At 60.0% G+C, this 22,126-nt stretch carries 17 protein-coding genes and 1 pseudogene; 7 read left to right on the forward strand and 11 right to left on the reverse strand.

What is annotated here, in order from left to right; translation table 11 throughout:
- Positions 1-457 precede the first annotated feature (457 nt).
- Complete coding sequence (locus tag ROSERS_RS11820) at positions 458-1,420, forward strand: IS110 family transposase (protein ID WP_011957013.1); 963 nt, start codon at positions 458-460, stop codon at positions 1,418-1,420.
- Positions 1,421-1,779: 359 nt separating this feature from the next.
- On the opposite strand, the gene fabG is transcribed toward ROSERS_RS11820, so the two are convergent.
- Entirely contained in the window at positions 1,780-2,535 is a 756-nt protein-coding gene (gene fabG / locus ROSERS_RS11825; RefSeq protein ID WP_011957014.1) for a 3-oxoacyl-ACP reductase FabG, read from the reverse strand.
- A gap of 237 nt (positions 2,536-2,772) precedes the next feature.
- On the opposite strand from fabG, the pseudogene ROSERS_RS11830 reads away from it, so the two are divergent.
- The 4 genes and pseudogenes from ROSERS_RS11830 (at position 2,773) to ROSERS_RS26025 (ending at position 5,727) form a co-directional block, all read left to right on the forward strand.
- Positions 2,773-3,540: pseudogene (locus ROSERS_RS11830) on the forward strand (response regulator transcription factor).
- Between the two features lie 102 nt (positions 3,541-3,642).
- The gene (locus tag ROSERS_RS11835; protein ID WP_011957016.1) at positions 3,643-4,917 is read left to right on the forward strand and encodes an AI-2E family transporter; all 1,275 of its coding nucleotides are present in this window, start codon (positions 3,643-3,645) and stop codon (positions 4,915-4,917) included.
- A gap of 252 nt (positions 4,918-5,169) precedes the next feature.
- Positions 5,170-5,577 carry a hypothetical protein gene (locus tag ROSERS_RS11840; RefSeq protein ID WP_157041059.1) on the forward strand — a complete coding sequence of 136 codons (408 nt, stop codon included), beginning with the start codon at positions 5,170-5,172 and terminating at the stop codon, positions 5,575-5,577.
- Between the two features lie 6 nt (positions 5,578-5,583).
- Positions 5,584-5,727 (forward strand): hypothetical protein, encoded by a 144-nt coding sequence (locus ROSERS_RS26025; protein ID WP_157041060.1) that lies wholly within the window; start codon positions 5,584-5,586, stop codon positions 5,725-5,727.
- Between the two features lie 297 nt (positions 5,728-6,024).
- Here ROSERS_RS26025 and ROSERS_RS11845 read toward each other — a convergent pair whose 3' ends face one another.
- From ROSERS_RS11845 to ROSERS_RS11890, 10 genes are all read right to left on the reverse strand, one after another.
- Positions 6,025-7,698, reverse strand: coding sequence for an ABC transporter permease (locus ROSERS_RS11845; protein ID WP_011957018.1), 1,674 nt, complete (start codon positions 7,696-7,698; stop codon positions 6,025-6,027).
- Positions 7,699-7,795: 97 nt separating this feature from the next.
- On the reverse strand, positions 7,796-8,941 hold the full coding sequence (locus ROSERS_RS11850; RefSeq protein WP_011957019.1) for an extracellular solute-binding protein: 1,146 nt from the start codon (positions 8,939-8,941) through the stop codon (positions 7,796-7,798).
- Positions 8,942-9,256: 315 nt separating this feature from the next.
- Positions 9,257-11,974 carry a GAF domain-containing protein gene (locus tag ROSERS_RS11855; protein WP_011957020.1) on the reverse strand — a complete coding sequence of 906 codons (2,718 nt, stop codon included), beginning with the start codon at positions 11,972-11,974 and terminating at the stop codon, positions 9,257-9,259.
- Positions 11,975-11,994: 20 nt separating this feature from the next.
- Positions 11,995-12,570 carry a SpoIIE family protein phosphatase gene (locus tag ROSERS_RS11860; protein ID WP_011957021.1) on the reverse strand — a complete coding sequence of 192 codons (576 nt, stop codon included), beginning with the start codon at positions 12,568-12,570 and terminating at the stop codon, positions 11,995-11,997.
- Positions 12,567-12,998: an anti-sigma regulatory factor gene (locus ROSERS_RS11865; RefSeq protein WP_011957022.1), complete on the reverse strand. Its 432-nt coding sequence runs from the start codon at positions 12,996-12,998 to the stop codon at positions 12,567-12,569. The genes ROSERS_RS11860 and ROSERS_RS11865 overlap by 4 nt, the downstream gene beginning before the upstream one ends.
- A 377-nt stretch (positions 12,999-13,375) precedes the next feature.
- Entirely contained in the window at positions 13,376-14,362 is a 987-nt protein-coding gene (locus ROSERS_RS11870) for an electron transfer flavoprotein subunit alpha/FixB family protein (protein ID WP_011957023.1), read from the reverse strand.
- Positions 14,363-14,375: 13 nt separating this feature from the next.
- Positions 14,376-15,152, reverse strand: a complete 777-nt coding sequence (locus tag ROSERS_RS11875; RefSeq protein ID WP_011957024.1) for an electron transfer flavoprotein subunit beta/FixA family protein — start codon at positions 15,150-15,152, stop codon at positions 14,376-14,378.
- 108 nt (positions 15,153-15,260) lie between these two features.
- Positions 15,261-16,505, reverse strand: coding sequence for an acyl-CoA dehydrogenase family protein (locus tag ROSERS_RS11880; RefSeq protein WP_011957025.1), 1,245 nt, complete (start codon positions 16,503-16,505; stop codon positions 15,261-15,263).
- 199 nt (positions 16,506-16,704) lie between these two features.
- The gene (locus ROSERS_RS11885; protein WP_011957026.1) at positions 16,705-18,066 is read right to left on the reverse strand and encodes an MFS transporter; all 1,362 of its coding nucleotides are present in this window, start codon (positions 18,064-18,066) and stop codon (positions 16,705-16,707) included.
- A 33-nt stretch (positions 18,067-18,099) separates the two neighbouring features.
- Positions 18,100-18,885 (reverse strand): enoyl-CoA hydratase/isomerase family protein, encoded by a 786-nt coding sequence (locus ROSERS_RS11890; RefSeq protein ID WP_011957027.1) that lies wholly within the window; start codon positions 18,883-18,885, stop codon positions 18,100-18,102.
- 285 nt (positions 18,886-19,170) lie between these two features.
- Between ROSERS_RS11890 and ROSERS_RS11895 the strand changes: the two genes are divergently transcribed.
- Entirely contained in the window at positions 19,171-19,935 is a 765-nt protein-coding gene (locus ROSERS_RS11895) for an SDR family NAD(P)-dependent oxidoreductase (RefSeq protein ID WP_011957028.1), read from the forward strand.
- A 151-nt stretch (positions 19,936-20,086) separates the two neighbouring features.
- Complete coding sequence (locus ROSERS_RS11900; RefSeq protein WP_011957029.1) at positions 20,087-22,126, forward strand: PAS domain S-box protein; 2,040 nt, start codon at positions 20,087-20,089, stop codon at positions 22,124-22,126.

Here is a 22,126-nt window from a genome sequence, read left to right on the forward strand (position 1 = left end):
TAATCTGCCATAGTCCGCGCAGGCGGGCTTCGCCTCGCATAGCCGGGGGCTTATGGTCTTTGAAGAAATAATCCGGTATAGCCCGCGCAGGCGGGCTTTGCCTTGGCTAGCCGAGGGCTTCAGCCCCACGGCTAGCGCGGGATAGCGGATTTATTTCTCAATCTCCATTAGCCCGACGGCAAGAGGCGCATACCGGATTATGGCGGTTCTCACAAAGATTCGGTTGGTTGGACAGCGTTGAACATGCCATCGGAAGCAGACGCCTCATGCGACATCTCTCCTCGTACTAGTATAATCTAACGGGACACGGTATACCGTTCTGCGCCAGGTTCACGAGATCGCCGCGGAGTGTTGGGTAGCCGTGTCCTTCAACGCGACCAAGCCGAACAGTTATCTGGGCCCTCAAACCCGCATATGCTAGCAAGGCTGGCGCCGTTTTCCTCAGGAGGTTCTGTGTATGGCTTCCCGTGAGTCGCTCTTTATCGGCATTGATGTCTCCAAACAGACGCTGGATGTGGCGTTTGGCGCCGACCCGCACGCGCCACGCGAGACGATACCGTCTACCGACGAAGGTGTCCAGCTCCTGGTCACGCGACTCCAGCGCCTGCAGCCGACCCTGATTGTGCTGGAGGCGACCGGCGGGCTGGAGCGCATGGTGTTCGCCCAACTGCTCCAGGCTGGCGTGCCGACGGCGCGGGTGCAGCCACGCCGCGTGCGCGCCCTGGCGCACGCGGAAGGACGCCAGGCGAAGACCGACCGCCTGGATGCCCGGTTGCTCGCCCGCTTTGCCGAACGGGTGCGCCCGCCGCACCACCAAGCGACGGACGAGCAGCGCGCATCCTTGCGCGACCTGCTGGTCCGGCGGGAGCAGGTGATTCAGATGCGGACGGCTGAGATCAATCGGTTGACGGCTGCCGCGCCGAACCTCCGCCCGGGCATCCAGCAGCATATTGATTGGCTGGATCAGGAGATCCGTGCGCTTGAGCAGGAACGCGACAACGAGGCGGAGCGCACCGACGAGGTGCGCCGGAAACGGGAGCTGCGCGACAGCGTGCCCGGCATCGGCGCGATCACCGCACTGAACCTGCTGCTCCGCCTGCCCGAACTGGGGACCATCAAGCGCACGGAAGCGGCGGCCGTTGTGGGCGTTGCGCCGTATGCCAATCAGAGCGGCGCACAGCACAAACCCCGGCATAGCTCCGGCGGCAGGAGGGATGTGCGCAGCGTGTTGTACATGGCGACCCTGGCGGCCACGCGGCGCCGTCTGGTCAGGCGCGCCTTCGATCAGCGCCTGTGTCAAGCTGGCAAGCCGCGCAAGGTCGCCATCGTCGCTGCGATGCGCAAGCTGCTGACTATTCTCGGCGCAATATTGCGTCAGCAAAAGCCCTGGGATCCGGCTGTGCATACGAGCGCCCCTTGACAAGCAACACAGTTACTCCGTGTCTCCGCGTGTATCGGACTGGCTCACGCGGAGGCGCGAAGGTGCGGAGATACGTACATTTTATCGGTGAAGGGCAGACCGGTTGCTGCCATCCGTGCTCATCCGTGGGTTATGCTTCAGCGCGGGCGGGCGGGGACGCCCGTGCTCCCAGGACAGCTGCACATCGCTCTACGCTATAGCCCCGCAGGGGCTTCCACGCGCTCAGCACGCAGTCTCCACATGCAGGCGGGTCGCCTGCGCTCCCAGGCACTGGCAAAGGGTAGACCGGCTGCCCGCTATCTGTCAAGGCTCAATCTCCATAAGCCACAGATGGATCACGAATACCGGACAGATCCGTGCTATGGCATGACCCAACCGCCATCGATCGCCAGCACCTGACCGGTGATGTACGATGCAGCCGGCGAGATCAGAAAAACAACAGCTGCCGCAACCTCTTCCGGCGTACCGAAACGTCCCATTGCAATGGCATCGAGCGCCCACTGTCGCCGTGCTTGCGGCAACGCTGCCAACAGGTCGGTCTCGATGTACCCCGGCGCCACCACATTGACCGTAATACCGTCGCGCGCCGTCTCACGCGCCAGTGAACGTGCGAGACCAACCAGCCCGGCCTTGGCAGCAGCATAATTTGCCTGACCAACATTCCCTGCCAGACCTGCCAGCGACCCGATCATCACAATACGCCCGTAACCGCGCGCGCGCATTGGCGCCAGCACGGCACGGCTACACAAAAACGCACCGGTCAGATCGGCATCGATGACCGATCGCCACTGATCAAAACGCATGCGCACAAACGGTGCATCGTCGGTCAGACCGGCGTTGTTGACCAGCGCATCGAGTCGGTTCCAGCGGTCGAGGCACGCCGCGACCATTGCGTTAACGGCCGGCTCGTCGGCCACATCGGCGGCAAACGCCAGCGCCTCGCTGCCCATTGCTGCAATCTCATCAACGACCTCCACGGCGGCGGCGGCATTGCGCTGATAGTTGACGAGAACGCGACCGCCACGCGCCGCGATCGCCAGCGCAATCGCCCGCCCTATCCCCCGCGATGCACCGGTTACGAGTGCAACCTGATCCCGCAATTCATCACCGATCATGCGCCAATCCTCCGTCTGGGGTAACTGTTCATACTCGGGGTAACACACGCGCCTGGAAGGGCGGGCGTCCCGCCCTCTTCACGTCTCCGAAGGCAAGATGCCCTCGCTTCCAGGAGAAATGTGAACACTTACCGTCCCAGGGCGATATTCCAACAGCATTCCGGCCTATGGTACAATGCAGAATAAACCTGACCTGTTCGGCAATGCGGTTCGCCGCCATCGTCTCTGCACTGCCCTATGAGCACTATTTTAATCGTCGAAGATGAAGCCGAGATCGCGGGATATCTCCGGCGCGGGCTGACATTTGAGGGGTACACGGTCGAGATCGCAAGCGATGGACGCCAGGCGCTCGACATAGCCCGTGAACAGCCGCCTGATCTGGTGGTGCTCGATCTGATGCTGCCGGGCATCGATGGGCTGGAAGTTGCACGGCGGTTGCGCGCCGCGTCGGATGTGCCGATCATCATGCTGACGGCACGTGACGCCATTCCAGATCGGGTTGCCGGTCTCGAAGCCGGTGCAGATGACTACCTGATCAAACCGTTCGCTTTTGAAGAACTGCTGGCGCGCATTCGTGTCCAGCTCCGTCGCCGTCAGCGCGAAGACGCCGCAACCGTGCTGCGCTACGGTCCACTGACGATGGATCTGGCTGCGCACGAAGTTACCATTGGCGACCGCCGGGTCGATCTCACCGCCAAAGAGTACGATCTGCTCGAACTGTTCATGCGCCATCCGCAACAGGTCCTCACTCGCGATGTCATCTACGACCGCGTATGGGGCTACAACTTCGGCGGTGAGAGCAACATCATCGAAGTGTACGTTCGCTATCTGCGCCAGAAACTCGAGGCGCACGGCGAACCGCGTCTGATCCATACCGTGCGCGGCGTCGGGTATATTCTGCGCGAAGAATGACGCCTCTATCTGCGCCAGAAACTCGAGGCGCACGGCGAACCGCGTCTGATCCATACCGTGCGCGGCGTCGGGTATATTCTGCGCGAAGAATGACGCCTCGACCTGTTGACACGTTGCATGCAACATTGTAACGTATGGCGGCATACGCTGTGATCCGATAGGAAGATCGCGTGTCATACAGGATAACGAGATGTTATGAGAGCAGTCGAACCACAGGAAGAACTCCAGGAAGAGACGACAGCAGCGTCTACCACGTCGGGTGAGACCGGTACGACTGAAACAGACCGGAGCGCACGCACGACGACGGCAATCAATCCGCTCCTGCGACTGATCGCACGCTGGTCGCTGGTGGCGCTGGCGCTGTATATCATTGGCTCGATGTTGTGGTCAACCCGCCCGGTATTGATCCCATTTGTGATTGGTCTGGTGCTGGCATATCTGATGGCGCCAGCGGTTGACTTTTTTGATCGCTGGATGCCGCGCTGGCTGGCGATCCTCGCCGTCTATGCGCTAGGCTTTCTGGGTATCGCAGCAACGTTTGCGCTCATCATCCCGCCGCTGGTTGAGCAGGTGGCACGGCTGATTCGCCAGTTGCCCAGTTTCAGCGAAGTGCAAATGTTTGTGGACTCGGTCGTCAAACAGTACCGTGATCAGGTACCCCCGTCGCTGCAGCAACCCATCGAAGATAGTCTGGCGAATCTGCTGCGCTCGTTGCAGAATAACATCGACACCTATCTGCAGCGAGGAGGGGCGTTCCTCCTCAATCAATTGATCCAGTTGCTCAACACGGTAACGTTCATTCTGGGTTTCATCTCGCTGCCGATCTGGCTCTTTTACGTGTTGTACGACAAGCAGCAGGGTCGGGTCTTCTTCAACCAACTGGTGCACCCGCGCGCCCGCGCCGATTTCTGGAATGTGTGGGAAATTATCAACAACGTGCTGGGCGGTTACATTCGCGGGCAGATCATTCTCTGCGTCGCAGTGGGACTGGCAGTTGGCATCGGACTGGTGGGGCTGGAGATGCTTGGGTTCCCGCTTGGCGACTATGTTCTGGTGCTGGCGTTGATTGCCGGTGTCACCGAATTTATTCCGGTGCTCGGTCCGACCATCGGCGCTATTCCAGGAGTCATCCTTGGTTTTGGCATTTCGCCAACCGCAGGCTTTGCTGTCCTCATTCTGTACATCGCTGTGCAACAACTGGAAAACAGTTTGCTGGTACCACGTATCATTGGTGAAAGTGTTGGGGTCCATCCGGCAGTGCTGACCGTTGCCATGATCGTGATGGGTACGTTGTTCGGTCTGCTCGGCATTCTGCTGGCTGCACCGGCGGTCGCCACCACCCGTGACCTGTTCAAATACGCCTACCTGCGGTTGGAGGGACATTCACCCGAAGAGAGTCATCGCCGGGTCGCTGAACGTCACGCACCGATCATTCCGCAGCTTCCTGTTAAGCAGGAAAGTGATGCATAGGCTGTCCACCTGGGAAACACTCGTCTCCTGACCTCCTTGCAAGCGTGAGATTTTCTGCTGGCGCTCACCCGCGATGCGACCAGTCTGGGCGACCGCCTGGTCGTGTTGGCCCTCTGCGTCGTGGATCGCGGGTGCGCCATCCCGGTGGCATGGACGATCCTGCCGGCTGGTCAGAAACGGGCGTGGCGGTGCGCGTGGTTCCGCATGCTGCGGCTCCTGCGCCCGGCCGTGCCCGCTTCGTGGACGGTCCTGGTGTTGGCCGACTGCGGCGTGGACGCCCGCTGGCGGTTCCGCCGGATGGCGCGTCTGGGCTGGCATCCCTTTTTGCGCATCAATCAGGGCGGCACATTTCGGCTGGCCGGTCAGGCGCGGTGTGTTTGGTGGTCCACGCTGGTCGGGGCGGCGGGACGCCGCTGGCGGGGACGCGGCACGGCCTTCGCCTCGTCCGACTGCCGACTGGACGGCACGCTGGCGGCGTGGTGGAGCGATGGGCATGCCGAGCCGTGGTTGGTGCTGACCGACCGGGATCCCGACGGGTGCGATGCGCCGTGGGACGCCCTGCGCAGTTGGTGCGACCAGCGCGGCAAAGGCGCCAAACGTGGCGGGTGGCAGTGGCAGCAGACCCAGATGACGAATCCGGCGCGGACCAGTCGCCGGTAGTCGGCGTTGGCCGTTGCGACGCTGGGGATGGTGACGATCGGCAGCGATCTGGAGGTCGCGCCGCTCGCCGATACGCCCGACCTGCGCGCGATCCTGGGCGTCCGCTCCGCTCGCCGCCCCCGTGCTATCCGGTTGTTTCGTTTGGGGTAGCTGTGGCTGCTGGTGCGACCGATCCAGGGACGCCCATTGCCGACCCCCCATCGCCTGGCGCCCGAATCCTGGCCCGATCTTCCATCATTCGACACACCACTGATACCGCATTCCAAAACGGGGGATGAGGGGCAACGGCGCACGGGAATGCAGAACATCGCTCATCTCTCCCAAAAACTCTCCACTTGAGAGGCGGGGGTATGAGGGGCAAAAGCACACCGGAATGAATCACTCATCTCTCCCAGGAAATCTAGAGGGGTCGGGAAGGTAGTCCTCGTCCGCAGAGGGCACCCCCCCTCAACCATGCGCAAGCACGCGCTCCATCCCCGCCTGCTGACGCATGATGATCAGCAGGGTGACGATAGTGATCGCAATCAGCACGAACGCGGCAGGCGCCGCCTGGGTATGCACCGACTCACTGGCAGCCACCCAGATACGCACCGGCAGCGTGTCGAAGCCGGGCGGTCGCAGAAGGATAACCGTCGGCAACTCCTTCATCGCCGTAACGAATGCCAGCACCCAACTTGCGAGCAACCCCGGTGCGGCGACCGGCAGCGTCACGCGCTGGAAGGTGCGGAAGCCGTTGTTGCCCAGTGTGCGCGCCGCCTGTTCGAGCGGAGGCGAAACCGCGCGCAGCGCCGACTCATTGGCGGTGACCGCCTGTGGCAGCAACCGGAACACAACGCCGATCACCAGCACTGCCACAGTACCGTACAGCATCGGCGCCCAGCGGTTGAAGAGCAGCACGAAACTCAACCCGATGATGATCCCCGGCAGCGCAAATGGACTCTGGCATGCCGCAAGCAACAGACTGCTCCAGCGCCCCGGTCGGCGGGCTGCAACCAGCGCGGGAAACATCGCCAGGAATGTGGCGCCGGTGGCTGCTGCAACTGCAAGCCCGACGCTGTTCACCCCATAGCGGAGAATCCCCTCATTATTGACCCACCAAATGCGGTCAACCTCGGTCGGGAACAGCCATCCCTGCAATGTCAGCCCGCCAAGAGTCAACAGCGGCAGCCCAAGCGCGAAAAAGGTCAGCGCGCCGATCGCCAGCAGCGCCAGCGGTCGCCAGCGCCCCAGGCGCACCAGGCGGCGCGGCTGCCAGCGCGGGCGTGTCATCTGGCGTTCGCGGCGCGCCATCCATGCCGCAGCGTACAGGATCGGCACGGCCATACCGATCAGAACAAAACTCAGGATCGCAGCAGCCGACCGATCAACCTGACCGGCAAACTGTTGAAAGATTGCGAGCGTAAAGGTTCGATAGCGGAGCATTGCCACCGTGCCGAAATCGGAGAGCACATACAGCGCCACAAGGAGCGCCCCGCCCGCCGCAGCCGGCATCGCCAGCGGCAACACCACGCGCCAGAGTGTCGTCCATGCAGAATGCCCCGCCATACGCGCCGCTTCTTCGAGTGATCGGTCGAGTGAACGGAATACGGCGCCGACCGGCAGAAACACATAGGGGAACACACACAGACTGATAATAATCGTCGCACCCCACAGGTTGGTGATCTGCGGCAACGGGAACGTTCCACGCGCGAACCCTAGCCATTCCATCGCTGCCTGATCGACCACGCCGCCGCGACGGAACAGGATCAGCCAGCAGATCGCCGCCACATACGCCGGGATCGCCAGCGGAAGCGCCAGCAACACCCGCCAGACGCGCGCGCCCGGCAGATCGGTGCGTTCGACCAGCCACGCCGCGCCGATGCCAAACAGCGCGCTGAGCAGCACCGTCGTCGCAGTCAGCGCCAGCGTGTTGATCATGAGCGACGGAATCTGTCTTGACCAGAGCCGTTCCCAGATGGCGGCATCCGCTTCGAGCGCCCGCAGCAGAATATAGACCAGCGGGATGATCGCCAGCACGCCGACCAGCAGCGCCATGCCGTTCAGCAGCGCGGATGGATGCCGTTGCAGGAAGGCGGTTCGCGGCATTCTGCGGTTGTAGGGCAGCGAAATGGCGGGTTTCACAGTGACGATCCTTCGTTTGTTCAGAATGCAGGGATGCGGCAGACCACATCCCTGCACAGCAAACCACGCACAGCGTATCACACGTTACAGGGCGTCATTACGGCATACCGACCTTCTGGACGAGCGCCCTGGTTGGTTCCAGTTCATCCCGCAGTGTTTTGAGCGGGAAAGGGTTCAACCTGAACGAATCGAGCGGCGCGACTCCTTCTGCCAGCGGCACACCTGGCACAATCGGGTACTCATAGTTCCGCTCAGCATAGATCTTCTGCCCGGCAGGCGAAAGCATGAAATCGACGAAGATGCGTGCCATTTCCGGGTTTGGTCCGCCCTTGATGATACCGGCATTAGTCGAATTGACCATCAATCCCAATCCGCCATCTTCCTGATCAGGGTAGATGACGCCAACCGGCGCCCCTTCCGCCTTCGAGAGATGGTAGTAGTAATGGTTGACCAGCCCGAGTTTCAGTTCGCCGGCGCCAACCGCTTTACGCACATCGGTATGCCCGCCGAAGAACTGCGCGTTGTTCTCAAGCAACCCCTGAATGAAGGCTTCGGTCGCCGGCTCGCCGAGTTGATTGCGCATGATGACCAGTTGCGCCATCATTGCGCCGTTGGTGCTGTTGGCTGAGCCGATCACGTCCTTCCATTTCGGATCGGCGAGATCGACCATCTTTTTCGGCAATTCTTCGGGTGAAACCAGGTCTGTATTGTACATGATGACACGCGCGCGGAGCGTCAACGCGACCCAGCTGCCATCATCAGCGCGATAATCAGCCGGAACAGCCATCACTGCTGGCGAGTTATTCGGCGCAAACACGCCTTCAGCAGCCAGGTTCTCCATCGTAAGAATATCCGAGTTGATCAGCACATCCGCTTTCGGATTGGCGCGTTCCTCAAGAATACGCGCAGCCAGTTCGCTATTGCTTCCGTTCAGAACGGTGACCTTGATATCAGGGTAGGCAGCATTGAACGCTTCGATGACCGGTTTGAACAACGCTTCGGCGCGCGTCGTATAGACGACCACCTCACCCTTTGGCATTGCTGCGGGTTCGGTGGGTGCAGCCGTTGGTGCAGTCGGCGCCGCTGTGGGTTCGGTGGGTGCGGTCGTTGGTGCAGCCGTGGGTTCGGCGGGTGCGGCGGTTGGCGGAGTCGCGGCAGGTTGCCCGCCGCATGCTGCGATCAGTGTGACGCTGATGATCAGCGTCATCAGACGTGCGACCAGTGGTCCTGGTAGACGATCCATGTGGCTATCTTCCTTTCCGGGCAGCAGTATGCGCCATACTACGTTCGACGAATGATGGCGCTGCAGAGCGTCCCTATCGAGTGCTTGCAGCGCAAAACCTGGCGCGCCAGCAGTTGTTGAGCAAAGGTTAACCCGCGTTGTTAGATTACTCTAACATCGAAAGTTTGTCAAGTTTCATCTGGTAGAATAGCGAAAATACCGGGAAAGAAAAGCGACGCTCGCTGCCAGAGATCGAAGCAAAGGGTGCGCCGTCACATGCGTACCGGTTGCGGGGCGACGCGCTAAAGGCTGGCGTCTTCAGACGGGAATGCGGAATCAGGCAGCAGGCAGCACGAAACTGAACGTGCTCCCCACATTGATCCGGCTTTCGACCCAGATACGCCCGCCGAGAAGCCTGACGAGCGGTTTGACCAGCGACAGACCGAGACCGGTGCCGCCGGCTTCCACTTTGAGCGGGTTTTCAGTGCGGTAGAATCGCTCCCAGATGCGCGGAACATCGTCAGGTGCAATACCGACGCCAGTATCGCGCACATCGATCTGGATGTAGCGTCCAGGGCGCAGTCCATCACGCTCGTCTTCAGGTACCGCCTCGGCGGTGACTTCGCGCGCTTCGATGGTGATCGAGCCGCCGCGCGGCGTATACTTGACCGCATTCGATACCAGGTTGAACAGAATCTGATTGAACCGGTGGGCATCGGCGCGCACCAGCGGCAACCCGGCGGGGAGGCTCAGGGTCAACGTTTGCTGTCGTTCGTGCACCTTCGTCTGAAGATCGAGCAGGACTTTGCTCAGCGTCTCTGCGACGTGAATCGGGCGAATCTCCAGTTCGACGCTGCCGGTTTCGATCTTGGTGATGTCGAGCAGATCGTTGATGATGGCAATCATTCGCTCGGCATTCGACTGGATGATATTCAGAAACTCTCTTTGGGTCTCGTTCACCGGTCCAAGATTGCCCATCACCAGCAGTTGGGTGAATCCCTTGATCGAGGTCATCGGGGTGCGCAGTTCGTGCGAGACGGTGCCGATGAATTCGGTCTTGAGACGGTCCGATTCAACCTCGCGGGTGCGATCACGAAATACGGCAACAGCGCCGAGCAACTCTTCTTTGGTCGAAATCACCGGATCGAGCGTCACGCTGATCGTGCGCGGTCCGAGCTGGAACGTCGTTGAGAGAGTGCGCGGTCGAGCGCGCTCGTCCCACGGATGCGCCAGCAGATCTTCCAGCGGCAACTCACTGACGCGCCGTCCCAGAAGACGGCGCAGCAGATCGCCAAGGTTCCACGTGACCAGTTCATCGATCGGTCGGTCGAGGATCTTCTCGGCTGCCAGGTTGACCGTGATCACCGCACCGTTCTGATCACACACAATGACTCCGTCTGAGAGGCTTTGCAGAATAGCCGTGCTCTGGCTCACCGCCTTTTCCTGCAATTGCTGCATCTCGTAGCGACGCCAGTATTGCTGTTCCACCTGTTGATACATTTGCGCATTGTAGATGCCGATCGCAATCTGATTGGCAGCGGCGGTCAACAGGCGCAGATGTTCGTCACGGAAGTATCCCGTTTGCTCATGGGACAGCACGAGCACGCCGAGCAATTCGTGATGGGCGATCAGTGGCACAGCAATCATCGAGCCGCTGCGCTTTGCCGAGGCATCATCTTCGGGTGGCGGCTCCCAGTTCGGGTCTGTCGTCACATCCGGCACGTTCAACGGTTTGCGATTCTGCGCCACCTTGCCAACGATCCCTTTTCCTAGCGGGAAGCGAACACTGCCGACATTACCGTGCCGTCCCAGCACTGCGGAATTGATCAACTGATCGGTCTCGCGATCAAGCAGCATGATCGACCCGTGCTCGACACCGATCAATTGTGCCAGCCTGGTGAGCGAGTTGTTCATAATGGTATCGTTGTCGAGCGAACTGTTGACTTCCAGCGCAATTTCGTTGAGCGTGCGGAGTTCCTGGGTACGCTCGTTGATGCGCGCTTCCAGCTTTACATTGAAGGCGCGCACTTCGGCATACAGGCGTGCATTCTCCAGCGCAATGGCTGCCTGGCTCGCAACCGAGCGCACAAACTCTTGCTGGGAGCGGTCTGCAAGCGTGTGATCGTCTCCCTGACAGACGATGATGCCCGCAATACCGCGTTGCGTTACAAGCGGCGCAGTCAGAACCGCAAGGTTTGCAATTCGCCAGTCGCTCTGCAACGATGCAGGAATGTCGGTCGTGAAGATCGTTTCCCCCTGCGTGAATGTCTGCACCACCAGATCGTTCTGCGCATCCAGCGGCATGTCGCGGGTGTCCGGCAGTTCGGCGCCGTGACGCCACGCCAGTTCAAGAGCGGTGGAATCCGGCTTGAGCAACCAGATATCGACGACCACCGGGGCAAGCACTTCCGCCAGAGAGATGCAGATCTGTTTCAGGTGCGCTTCACGATCATCGAGGGTGGACGACAGTTCACGCGCCAGTTGGTTGAGACGTGATACCTGCAGGGTGGTGCGGTCAGTGACTTCTGCATCGCGGTACAGGCTTTCGACCAGCAGACGGGTTTCGTTCAGCTCGTGCAGCACTTTGTGCGCGGCATTGACCCATCGTTCGACCAGCATGGTGATGGCGCGATCAATCAGATCATCGAGCGCATCAAACAGGTGGTAGAAGGTTTCTTCTCGCGTTGGGGATGCGCCTGTTTCGATCGTCTCCTGAAACAGGTCGTGGCGAGCCATGCTGCGCAGCCGCTGGAAGAGCATAATCTGACGCGGCAGGTCGTCTTCGCCGATGCTGCTTCGCAGCGCCCGTAGCGTGCTCAGGCACTCATCGAGCGGCTTCTCATCACCGCCTGCGGCGGCAATCAGACCATCGTACAGCGTCGTCAGAACGATCTTGCGCTCATCGGGGTGAACAGGAACACTCCCACCATTTCCTGACGATAAGGTGCGCTCAGGTGCGAAGAGATCATCACCCGCAGCGATCCAGCGCGGCAGGAGGTGCGTGCGGTTGGCGCTCAACCAGTGGGTCAGATGGATCGGCGTTGTATGCTGCATGGCGTTATCGAACCACAGGTCTAGGTTTGAACGACGACAACAGTGGCATCATCGGACTGTTTGCCATAGGTTTGCACAATCCGCTCCGCCAGTGTCTGCGGCGGTTGGCGAATATCCAGGTGCAGGTCTTGTGTGAATTGTGATGATACCCCGTCACTGTACAGCACGAAGAGATCTCCGGGATCATATGTATAGGTCAGTTCGAGCAATGTCGGCAGCCGGTATCCCAGGATGCCATTCTTCGAGATCGGTTTGATAGGCTTGCGACTGTAGACATAGATTCCAATGTTACCGACACCTACATATGTGGCGCTGCTGTGCACCGGATCGAGCCGGAGCAGTCCGGCGACTGCTCCACGGGTGGTGTGCAGCGCCTCGTGCGAAAGCCGGATCAGTTCCTGGAGCGGTCGCTCCGCGCGTTCCCGAAAGATCGCCTCTGCTGCGCGCGCAGCACGGGCGGCTTCCTCGCCGCCACCCAGTCCGTCGATCACTGCTGCCAGCAGGCCGTTGCCGTTCAGCGGCGTCACCATCCAGGAGTCGCCGGAGATCGACTGCCCCTGCTTGGCGCGATTGCAGGCGCCCCACGCGATATTCATCGGCGGACCTTTCCAGGCCCGCTGGTGCGCTTGCCGGGCCACTTCACCGCGCGCACGCGCGTCCCTACGCCGACCGTCGACTCGATATGGAATTCGTCCATCAACCGCTGGACGCCGGGAAGCCCTGCGCCAAGGGTTTGCGCTGTGCTGTACCCATCGCGCAACGCCAGTGCGATGTCGGCGATACCGGGTCCCTGATCACGCGCTTCGATGGCGATGCCCCGTCGCTCGCCATCTTTGACCAGTTCGATTGCCAGTTCTCCACTGCCCGCATGGGTCAAAATGTTGCGCGTCAGTTCCAGAACGGCAATTTCAATCCGTGTGCGGTCAATGTCATCGAATCCCAGGGCGGTTGCCATATCACGCGCCCGCCCCATCGCTACATAGACATCGACTTCGCGCGTCACAGGACAGACTACCGACTCCATCTGAGTGTACTCCTATACGTGTGTGTTCGCCAGCGGTCAGCGTTACATTTTGCTGACACGCGCGGTGACGGTGTACGTTTTCTGCCCGCAGGTTCATGGTCTGTGGACAGGTGACCCGGCGCCGCCAGGTTGGTATGGCAGACAGAGGGCATAGCATAGCCTGTCATGCCGTCACACCGCCCGCCATCAAGTATAGCCGACGAGCGGCACAGGAGTCGGATCAAAATGCGTTCAATATCGACGCGAAATGCGAATCACAGGTGAGGTTGCAGGTGGAAGTTCTTCCCGGCGGCACGCTGCTCGTGTTACCGTGAAGGTCCTGATAACGTTGAGGGTGAGGCGGCGTTCAGGTCTCAGCCGCTCTCACCCTTTTTTACTTACTTCCCGGTGCGCTTCTTGATCTCTTCGGTCAGCAGCGGCACGATCTCATTCGCATCGCCGACGACCCCATACGTGGCGACACGGAAGATCGGTGCATCCGGATCCTTGTTGATAGCGACGATCGTCCGCGAGGAGCGCATGCCCGCCAGGTGCTGGATCGCGCCCGAAATGCCGATCGCCATATACAGTTTCGGGCTGACCGTCTTGCCCGTCTGACCAACCTGATGCTCATACGGCACCCAACCGGCATCGACCACTGCGCGTGATGCGCCGTAGGCGCCGCCGACCGCTTCAGCAAGCGGGGGTATCAGTTTGTAGTAGTTCTCAGGCGATCCCAGACCACGCCCGCCTGACACAATGATCGCAGCGTCCGAGAGATTGACGGCACCCTGTTTCGGTGCAACACTGACAACCTTCGCCCGCATTGGCACTGCTGGCATTGCTTCGGTCACCACGGCGCCGGAACGCGCCGGATCCGCCTTGGGTTCGGGGAAGCTTTGCTTGCGCACCGAAACGACCGCCGTCTTGCCGGGGGTGAACGTCAGCGTATTGATCACATTGCCGCCGTGCGAGCTGCGAACGGCGCTCACCACGCCATTCTCGATCGAGACGTTCGTCGAGTCGGCGGCGACGCCGGTATCGAGTTCCGCTGCCAGCGCGGCGCTAAAATCGCGCATCTGGAAACTCGCCCCGGTGAGGATCAGGGCAGGCTGGTACTTCTTTGCCAGCGCTGCGGCAGCGCCAACATACCCATCGGTCGTATACTGCGCCAGGGCGCTGTCATCGACCACATACGCCGTATCGGCGCCATAACTGAAAGCGACTGAAGGGATATCGCCAACGCCCGCGCCCAGGATCAGTGCGCCGACCTTCATGCCATTCGCATCAGCCAGTTCGCGCGCCTTGCCGAGCAGTTCTTTCGACACCCCGGCGACGTCGCCTTGCGCGCTTCGCTCAATGAAGACCCAGATCTCGTTTGCCATAGACATGCTCCTGTCAGATAACCTGCGCTTCCATCAACTTATCGACGAGTTTGGCAACTTTCTCGGCAGCGCTCGCGCCCTCGATCATCTCTCCCTTCGGGCGTGGCGGCGGCGGCACGCGGTTCACCAGGTTCAGGGCAGGGGTCAGATCGGCGGCGCTGAGACCGAGATCCGCTGCCGACCAGGTGGGAATCTCGACTTTGGCGACCTTGCGAATGCGCAGCAGAGAGGGGTAACGTGGCTCGTTGATCCCTTTGACGACGGTCACAACTGCCGGAAGGCTGGCCTCGACTGTCTCGACTACGTCTTCAAGGTGGCGTTCAGCGACGATTTTGCCGCTCTCCAGCGTTGCAATCTTGCCGACATAGGTCAGTTGCGCCCAACCGAGCAACCGCGCCAGCGCTGGCGCGAAGGCGCCGGTTTCATCATCGGTGGAGTTGCGCCCACACACCACGAGATCGACATCGCCGAGTTTCCTGATGGCGGCGGCGGCCACCCGTGCCGCGCCAGACGTGTCCAGCCTGGTAAATGCCGGGTCACTCAACAGCAACGAGTCGGTTGCGCCCATTGCCAGCGCACGGCGGATCTGTTCCTTCCAGTCTTCCGGACCAATAGAGAGCACAGTGACTTTGCCGCCCAGTTTCTCGTTCCATTGCAGCGCCTCTTCGACGGCGTATTCGTCGAAGAGATTCATAATCTGCTCGATCCCATCGGCATTGATCGTCAGATCGGCGTTGATCTTGACCGAGTTGTCGCGCGGAACCTGTTTCATACAGACAACGATGTGCATAGCGCCTCCCTCTGTGAGCCGCTCGAGCGGCTGACCATCAGTGCTGCTTCCTCAAAAACACGCTCATTGGCGTTCGTTCTGACACATTGCATTATAACATGATGTTGATCATGCCCATTCATCCGGGTCGTATGCTGGCAACTCGCGGCGCAGCGGTCGATTCTCGCGCACGCCAAGCGCAAAATCCGCCTGAAGCAACTCTTGCAGTTCGCGGGTGCCTTCGTAAATAATGGCGCCGCGCGCATTGCGAAGATACCGTTCGATCGGATATTCGTCGCTGTAGCCATAGGCGCCATGGATCTGAATGGCATCGTCAGCCGCCTCGAAACTGCTAACCGTGGCGTGCCATTTGGCAAGGGTCGTTTCACGGGTGTTGCGGCGTCCCTGATTTTTCATCCATCCGGCGCGATAGACCAGCAGACGACTGGTATCGAGTTTGCGCACCATATGGCTGATCATGCGTTTCACCAGCTGATGTTCGGCAATCGGAACGCCGAAGGTGTGCCGTTCTTTCGCATAGCGGATGCTGGCTTCCAGACTCGCCTGGATCAGCCCGGTTGCTCCTGCCGCGACGGTGTAGCGGCCGTTGTCGAGTGCAGCCATCGCGATCTTGAACCCCTCACCCTCTTCGCCGACCCGATTGGCGACCGGCACCCGCACATCTTCCAGAATGACGGATCCGGTATTGCCAGCGCGCACGCCAAGTTTGCCGTGGATCGGATGGCTGCTGAAGCCCGGCATGGTGCGCTCGACAATAAAGCACGAGATGCCACGGTTTCCTTTCGATGGATCGGTTTTGGCAAAGACCAGAAAGTTGTCGGCGATGTCAGCCAGGCTGATCCAGGTTTTTTCGCCGTTCAGGATGTAATAGTCGCCGTCGCGTCGCGCAGTGGCGAGCATTGCGCCGGCATCGGTGCCGCTGTTAGGTTCGGTCAGGCAGTAAGCGGCGATCTTCTCACCCTTCGCCTGCGGAATCAGATATTTCTGTTGCTGCTCTTCCGTTCCCCACTGAAACAGGGTCAACGAATTCAGTCCGGTGTGAACGCTCATCACCACGCGCAGGAAACTATCGACGCGCTCCAGTTCTTCACACACGACTGCCAGCGCCAGATAGTCCATGCCGGCGCCGCCGAGACGTGTCGGCAGGCAGATGCCGAGCAGTCCCAACTCACCCATGCGTTTTAGCACCTGCCGGATATGCGGGCGCGTTTCCGGTCCGTCCATGACCGCGCCACTGCGGTCCCACTCGCGGATGTGCGGCGCAACTTCCTTTTCGGCGAAGTCGCGCACCGTGCGGCGCAGCATTTGATGTTCCTCGGTCAGGAACATATCGTAGTTTGCTGTGAAATCCATGATTTTCCTCCTGAAGAACCAAGAACTGAGAACCAAGAACTGAGAACCAAGAACTGAGAACTGAGAACTGAGAACTGAGAACCGAGAACCGAGAACCGAGAACCGAGAACCGAGAACTGAGAACTGAGAACCGAGAACTGAGAACTGAGAACCGTTCAACCTTCAACCTTCAACCTTCAACCTTCAACCCAACCCCGCCTCATACCTTCGCAGGCGGCACGTTCCCCGCTTCCAGAATGGCGCGGCGTGCATCGACCCGCAGCAACAGCGCGATGCCGGCGATGAAGAAGACCATCAGCAGCAGGATCGCTACCCGATAACTGCCGGTAAACTGCAATGCCAGACCAAACACCAGCGGACCGAGCCAGCTGGTTCCGCGTTCGCTGACTTCATACAGACTGAAATACTCCGATTCCTGACCTGGTGGAATCATCTGCGAGAAGAGCGAGCGACTGATCGCCTGACTCCCGCCCATCACAATCGCTATCGCCGCTGCCAGAAGGTAGAACTGCGTTGGATTGCCTGGTTGCACCCAGCCGTATGCCGCAATGATGACCGATGTCCAGATCACCAGGCTGACCAGGATGGCGCGAGTTGCGCCAAGCCACCCGGCAATGCGCCCAAACGCGAGAGCGCCAACGAAAGCGACAAACTGCACCATTAAGATGGCGGAAATGAGCGTTGACTGCTCCAGTTTCAACTCCTCGGCGCCAAACTGCGACGCCAGCGCAATGACCGTCTGGATGCCGTCGTTGTAGAGCAGATACGCGCCAAGAAACAACAGCGTTTGCGGGTAATTGCGCGCCTTTCTGAGCGTCTCCCACAACTGTTTGAAACCGATGGTCACATAATGCTCGCCCGGCGGAATACGCTTGATCGGATCGCGTCGGCGCAGCGCCAGCAGCGGAATGATAGTGAAGATCGCCCACCACATGCCAGCAGACGTGATACTGATACGCACTGCGTGCTCAGACGAAACGCCAAAGGCATCGGCGTTCTGGAACAGCAGCAAATTGGCAACCAGCAGCAACCCGCCGCCAAGATACCCGAGCGCCCATCCCTGGGACGATACTGCATCGCGCCGGTCGGGGCTGGCGATCTCCGGCAGAAAGGCATTGTAAAACACAATCGACGCACCAAAACTCAGGTTGGCGATCAGGAACAGGATGCCGCCAAACAGATAATTCCCGCCATCGAGAAAATAGAGCAGCATCGTTGCGATCGCGCCAGCATAGGCGAACACCCCCAGCAAATGCTTTTTCAGGTGCGTGTAATCGGCAATTGCGCCAAGCACCGGCAAAAAGAGCACCTGCAACAGGACCGAGAGTGACACCATGTAGGGGAAGAATGCCCCGGCAGCAATGGGAATGCCCAGCGGGTAGACAAACCCATCGGCATCGGCGGCGCGGCGCGTCACTGCGGTCAAATACGGACCAAGGAAAACGGTGACGACGGTGGTCGAAAAGGCGGAGTTTGCCCAATCGTAGAAATACCAGCCAACCTGTTCCCGACGATCATCGATAGCAGCGACACCGGCGCTGCGGGCGATCTCGACGCTCATGCACTCCTCTCTTCACTGCTCAACTGTTTCCCGTTATCGTCCACGCCACGTCGCCTGGCGTTTCTCGAGAAATGCCGTCGTTCCCTCTTTCGCATCGTCAGTTACCGCAATGGCGCCAAACAGCGCCGCTTCGTACATGCACCCCTCCGACAGCGGCATATCCAGACCACGATTGATCGCATGCTTGATAGCCGCAATCGCCAGCGGCGCCTTTGACGCAATCTTCATCGCCAGTGCGCGTGTCTCTTCCATCAACATCGCCGCTGGCACGACCCGTTCCACCAGACCCAGGCGCAAGGCGTCCTCAGCGGTGATCATATCGCCGGTCATGCAGATCAGGCGCGCGGCTGCCGCTCCAACCAGGCGCGGCAGGCGTTGAGTGCCACCCCATCCAGGAATGATTCCCAGGTTGATCTCTGGTTGCCCAAATTTCGCGCTATCAGCGGCGATGCGGATGTCACAGTTCATAGCGAGTTCCAATCCACCGCCAAGCGCAAACCCATTGATTGCTGCAATGATCGGTTTCCCCATCTGCCGCATAAGCAAACCGAGGTGGTGCGCGGCTTCGCTGAACCGTCGTGCTGCGTCGGCGCCGGTGAGGGCCTGGATCTCGGTAATATCGGCGCCAGCGGCAAAGGCGCGATCACCGGCGCCGGTGATGATCGCGACACGCTGGGATGCATCATCGTCAAATGCGCGAAGCGCAGCGTCGATCTCGGCGATCGTCGCCTGGTTGAGCGCGTTGCGCACGCGCTCGCGGTTGATCGTGATCGTCGTCAGCGGACCTTCAACAGCCACCAGGATGTTCTCATAGGTCATAGGAATTCCTCCTGCTGCGGTTTTGACTATTGCGCACCATGTTCCTCAGAGGTTGACGCTTTCTTCCCCTTCGCCACGAGGCGCTGCGCACACTGGAGGTTCGCGCGATTTCCCTGCTTTTGTTTCCGCACGGGGAACATGAGTATTATAGGGAACGTGAGTATTATAGCAGGATCGGCGGAGGCGGATTGGACGATTGTCTTGACGCTTTTATGGACGTTTACGACGACGCGGTATACTGATACGGGATTCTGCGCATGTATGGAAACATAAAGGAACTGTCCTATGCACATCGCAGGAAGCAGTGCGCTGGTGACCGGCGGCGCATCAGGGTTGGGCGCAGGTGTGGCGCGTCATCTCGTTGCCCTTGGCGCGCGCGTAACGATTGTGGACGTGAACCACGAAGCGGGTGCGGCGCTGGCGGAGGAACTTGGGGCGCAGGCGCAGTTCGTTGCCGCCGATGTTGCTGATGCTGAACAGATGCGGTCAGCAGTCGAAGCGGCGGCGGCGGTCGGCGACCTGCGGATCCTGGTCTGCTGCGCCGGGATCGCCACAGCGGAGCGCACACTGGGCAAAGAAGGACCGCTGCCGCTTGAACGTTTCACGCGCGTCATTGCCGTCAATCTGATCGGTACGTTCAACGCGGTGCGTCTGGCTGCAGCGGTGATGGCCAGCAACACACCCAACGACGACGGTGAACGGGGCGTTGTGGTGTGCACTGCATCGATTGCAGCATTCGAGGGACAGATCGGGCAGGCGGCATACAGCGCTTCGAAGGCGGGCGTCGCTGGCATGACGCTGCCGCTGGCGCGTGAACTGGCGCGGTACGGCATCCGTGTGGTCAGCATCGCTCCCGGAACCTTCGACACCCCGATGCTGGCAGGGTTGCCGGAGGCGGCGATTACGGCGCTGGCGCAACAGGTTCCTTTCCCTTCGCGTTTGGGCAGACCTGCCGAGTTTGCCGCGCTGGTGCAACACATCGTCGAGAATCCGATGCTGAATGGCACGACGATCCGCCTGGATGGGGCATTGCGCATGGGTCCGCGGTGAGGAATATTTGACTTCCCCGCAAAAACGCACCGCAGAGACGCCGGTCGATGGAGCAACCCGACGCATTGTTGATCCTGTGCTGTCCCTGATCGCCCTGTCGTCGCGTTGAGCGGCGGCAAGGCGAATTATTTTGTAGTATCATGGAGACGCTATGCCGTCACAGGTCCAAAAAGTCTCCGCCTCCACAGATACTGTTCATGCCCATACCTTTCCGGTTGATGAGCGCATGCGCGTTTATGCACATGTTTTCGAGGCGATTGGTCAACCGCTGATCGTGACCGATCTGACCGGTTCCATCGTGTACTGGAATGGGAGTGCAGCAACGGTCTTTGGCAAACGTCGGGACGAGATGGTCGGTCGGTCGGTGATGGCGGTAGCGGATGGTGACGAATGGCGCTTGAAAATTACGCATGTATTGGAAGAGGTTGGGCAGCGAGGTCAGTGGAATGGCGAATTGATGGTGCAGCGGAGTGATGGCGTACAGGCGTCAGCGGTTGTCAATGCGCGTCTCTGGCATCACGAGCGGGATCAGGACGCGATCGTCATTCTTGTGACCGGTATCAACCGGCAAAAACGATCTGAGTCGTATACGGGTCGACGAGTGATACGCAGGCGACGTCGGAACGCTGATCTTCCGCGCCGCTTCAAACGTCGCCTGAGCGGGGTACGTCGCGCGAACCGTTGGTTGCGGCGCGAGATTGCTGAATACAGGCGCAATGAGCAAGAACTTCGTTTTCAGGCAAAACTGCTGGCGACTGTCAGCCAGGCGGTGCTTGCGACCGACACGTCGGGGGTGATTACCTACTGGAGTCCATCCGCTGAGCGCATGTTCGGTTGGAGCGCTGCCGAGATGATCGGTGCAATCGGGTTTTATCTGGTGGCTGGTCTGCCGGATCTTGAACTTATTGGCGCAATGCGCGCGGCGATTGGCGCTGGCAAACCGTGGGAAGGCGAATTTATGCTGAGACGCCGTGATGGTACTGTTTTCCCTGCATATGCCGCGATTTCTCCGATCTTCGATGAGCAGAATCGGCGTATCGGCGCAGTTGGCGTCGTCAGCGACATAACTGAGCGAAAACGTGATCAGCAGGCGCTGGCGGACGCCAATGTCCGTCTTCAGGCAGCCAACGCCGACCTGCAGTTGAGTCATGACCTGTTACACACGATTGTTGACAATCTGGACGATGGGCTGGCATTGATCGATAGTCAGCGCGTTATTCAGGTGGTCAATCGTCAGTTTGCACGCCTGCTCGAGATGCCGCCGGAACATCTTCCTGGCGCATCGTGCGATGATGTTTGCCCGGTGGTTGCGCCGATCGTCGCTCGCACCCTGAGTGGAGGCGTGAAGTCGTTCGAGCGCGTCTCTCATGCCCATCCATCGGGTGAGGTGATAACCCTGGATGTCTACGGTATTCCATTGCGCGACGCGAGCGGCGCGCAGCGCGTGGTGCTGCGCCTGGTTGATGTGACTGAGCGGCTGCAACTCGAAGCGATCATGCGGCAGAACGAACGCCTGGCGGCGAGCGGTCGCCTTGCGGCGGCAGTCGCGCATGAGATCAACACGCCGTTGCAGTCCATCCAGAATTATCTGTACCTGCTGCGTTCATCGTCCATCGAGCAATCGACAGCGTTTCTCGATCTGGCGAGCAGCGAGATAACGCGTGTCTCAACGTTGTTGCATCGCCTGCTCGATCTCCATCGTCCCGGTGATCGTTCGATCGAGCTGATCGATAGCAATGCGATCATTGAACGGGTCGTCTTGTTGTTGGGAAGCGCCCTGCGTGGGTGCAGCATTCGCGTCGAACAGGAACTGGCGCCGGATCTGCCGCGGTTTTTAGGGCAGCGCGATGCGCTGATGCAGGTGTTGCTCAACCTGCTGCTGAATGCGATCGACGCGATGCCGTGCGGTGGCGCCCTGCGCATTACAACACGTCGGGCGCTTGAAACCATCGATCAATCTGCACGCTGGTGCGTGCAGATTATCGTCGCAGATAACGGTCCTGGAATCGCATTCGATCTGCAGGAACGAATTTTTGATCCGTTCTTTACGACAAAGCCACACGGGTCGGGTCTTGGGCTGGCAGTCAGTCGTCAACTCGTTGAACAGCACGGTGGATCGTTGCGTGTACAGAGCACTCCTGGCAATGGCGCCACATTTATTGTCTCGCTGCCGGTTGCAGAGGATGCGTGA

The organism is Roseiflexus sp. RS-1, assembly GCF_000016665.1.
GTDB lineage: Bacteria > Chloroflexota > Chloroflexia > Chloroflexales > Roseiflexaceae > Roseiflexus.

Excerpts from the sequence above, each read along its gene's own strand:
- ROSERS_RS11850 (WP_011957019.1), bottom strand. The coding sequence starts at position 8,941 with ATGGATCGTCTACCAGGACCACTGGTCGCACGTCTGATGACGCTGATC.
- ROSERS_RS11895 (WP_011957028.1), top strand. The coding sequence starts at position 19,171 with ATGCACATCGCAGGAAGCAGTGCGCTGGTGACCGGCGGCGCATCAGGG.
- ROSERS_RS11870 (WP_011957023.1), bottom strand. The coding sequence starts at position 14,362 with ATGGCAAACGAGATCTGGGTCTTCATTGAGCGAAGCGCGCAAGGCGAC.
- ROSERS_RS11880 (WP_011957025.1), bottom strand. The coding sequence starts at position 16,505 with ATGGATTTCACAGCAAACTACGATATGTTCCTGACCGAGGAACATCAA.
- ROSERS_RS11865 (WP_011957022.1), bottom strand. The coding sequence starts at position 12,998 with ATGGAGTCGGTAGTCTGTCCTGTGACGCGCGAAGTCGATGTCTATGTA.
- ROSERS_RS11835 (WP_011957016.1), top strand. The coding sequence starts at position 3,643 with ATGAGAGCAGTCGAACCACAGGAAGAACTCCAGGAAGAGACGACAGCA.
- ROSERS_RS11820 (WP_011957013.1), top strand. The coding sequence starts at position 458 with ATGGCTTCCCGTGAGTCGCTCTTTATCGGCATTGATGTCTCCAAACAG.
- ROSERS_RS11900 (WP_011957029.1), top strand. The coding sequence starts at position 20,087 with ATGCCGTCACAGGTCCAAAAAGTCTCCGCCTCCACAGATACTGTTCAT.
- ROSERS_RS11860 (WP_011957021.1), bottom strand. The coding sequence starts at position 12,570 with ATGAATATCGCGTGGGGCGCCTGCAATCGCGCCAAGCAGGGGCAGTCG.
- ROSERS_RS11855 (WP_011957020.1), bottom strand. The coding sequence starts at position 11,974 with ATGCAGCATACAACGCCGATCCATCTGACCCACTGGTTGAGCGCCAAC.
- ROSERS_RS11885 (WP_011957026.1), bottom strand. The coding sequence starts at position 18,066 with ATGAGCGTCGAGATCGCCCGCAGCGCCGGTGTCGCTGCTATCGATGAT.
- ROSERS_RS11890 (WP_011957027.1), bottom strand. The coding sequence starts at position 18,885 with ATGACCTATGAGAACATCCTGGTGGCTGTTGAAGGTCCGCTGACGACG.
- fabG (WP_011957014.1), bottom strand. The coding sequence starts at position 2,535 with ATGATCGGTGATGAATTGCGGGATCAGGTTGCACTCGTAACCGGTGCA.
- ROSERS_RS11875 (WP_011957024.1), bottom strand. The coding sequence starts at position 15,152 with ATGCACATCGTTGTCTGTATGAAACAGGTTCCGCGCGACAACTCGGTC.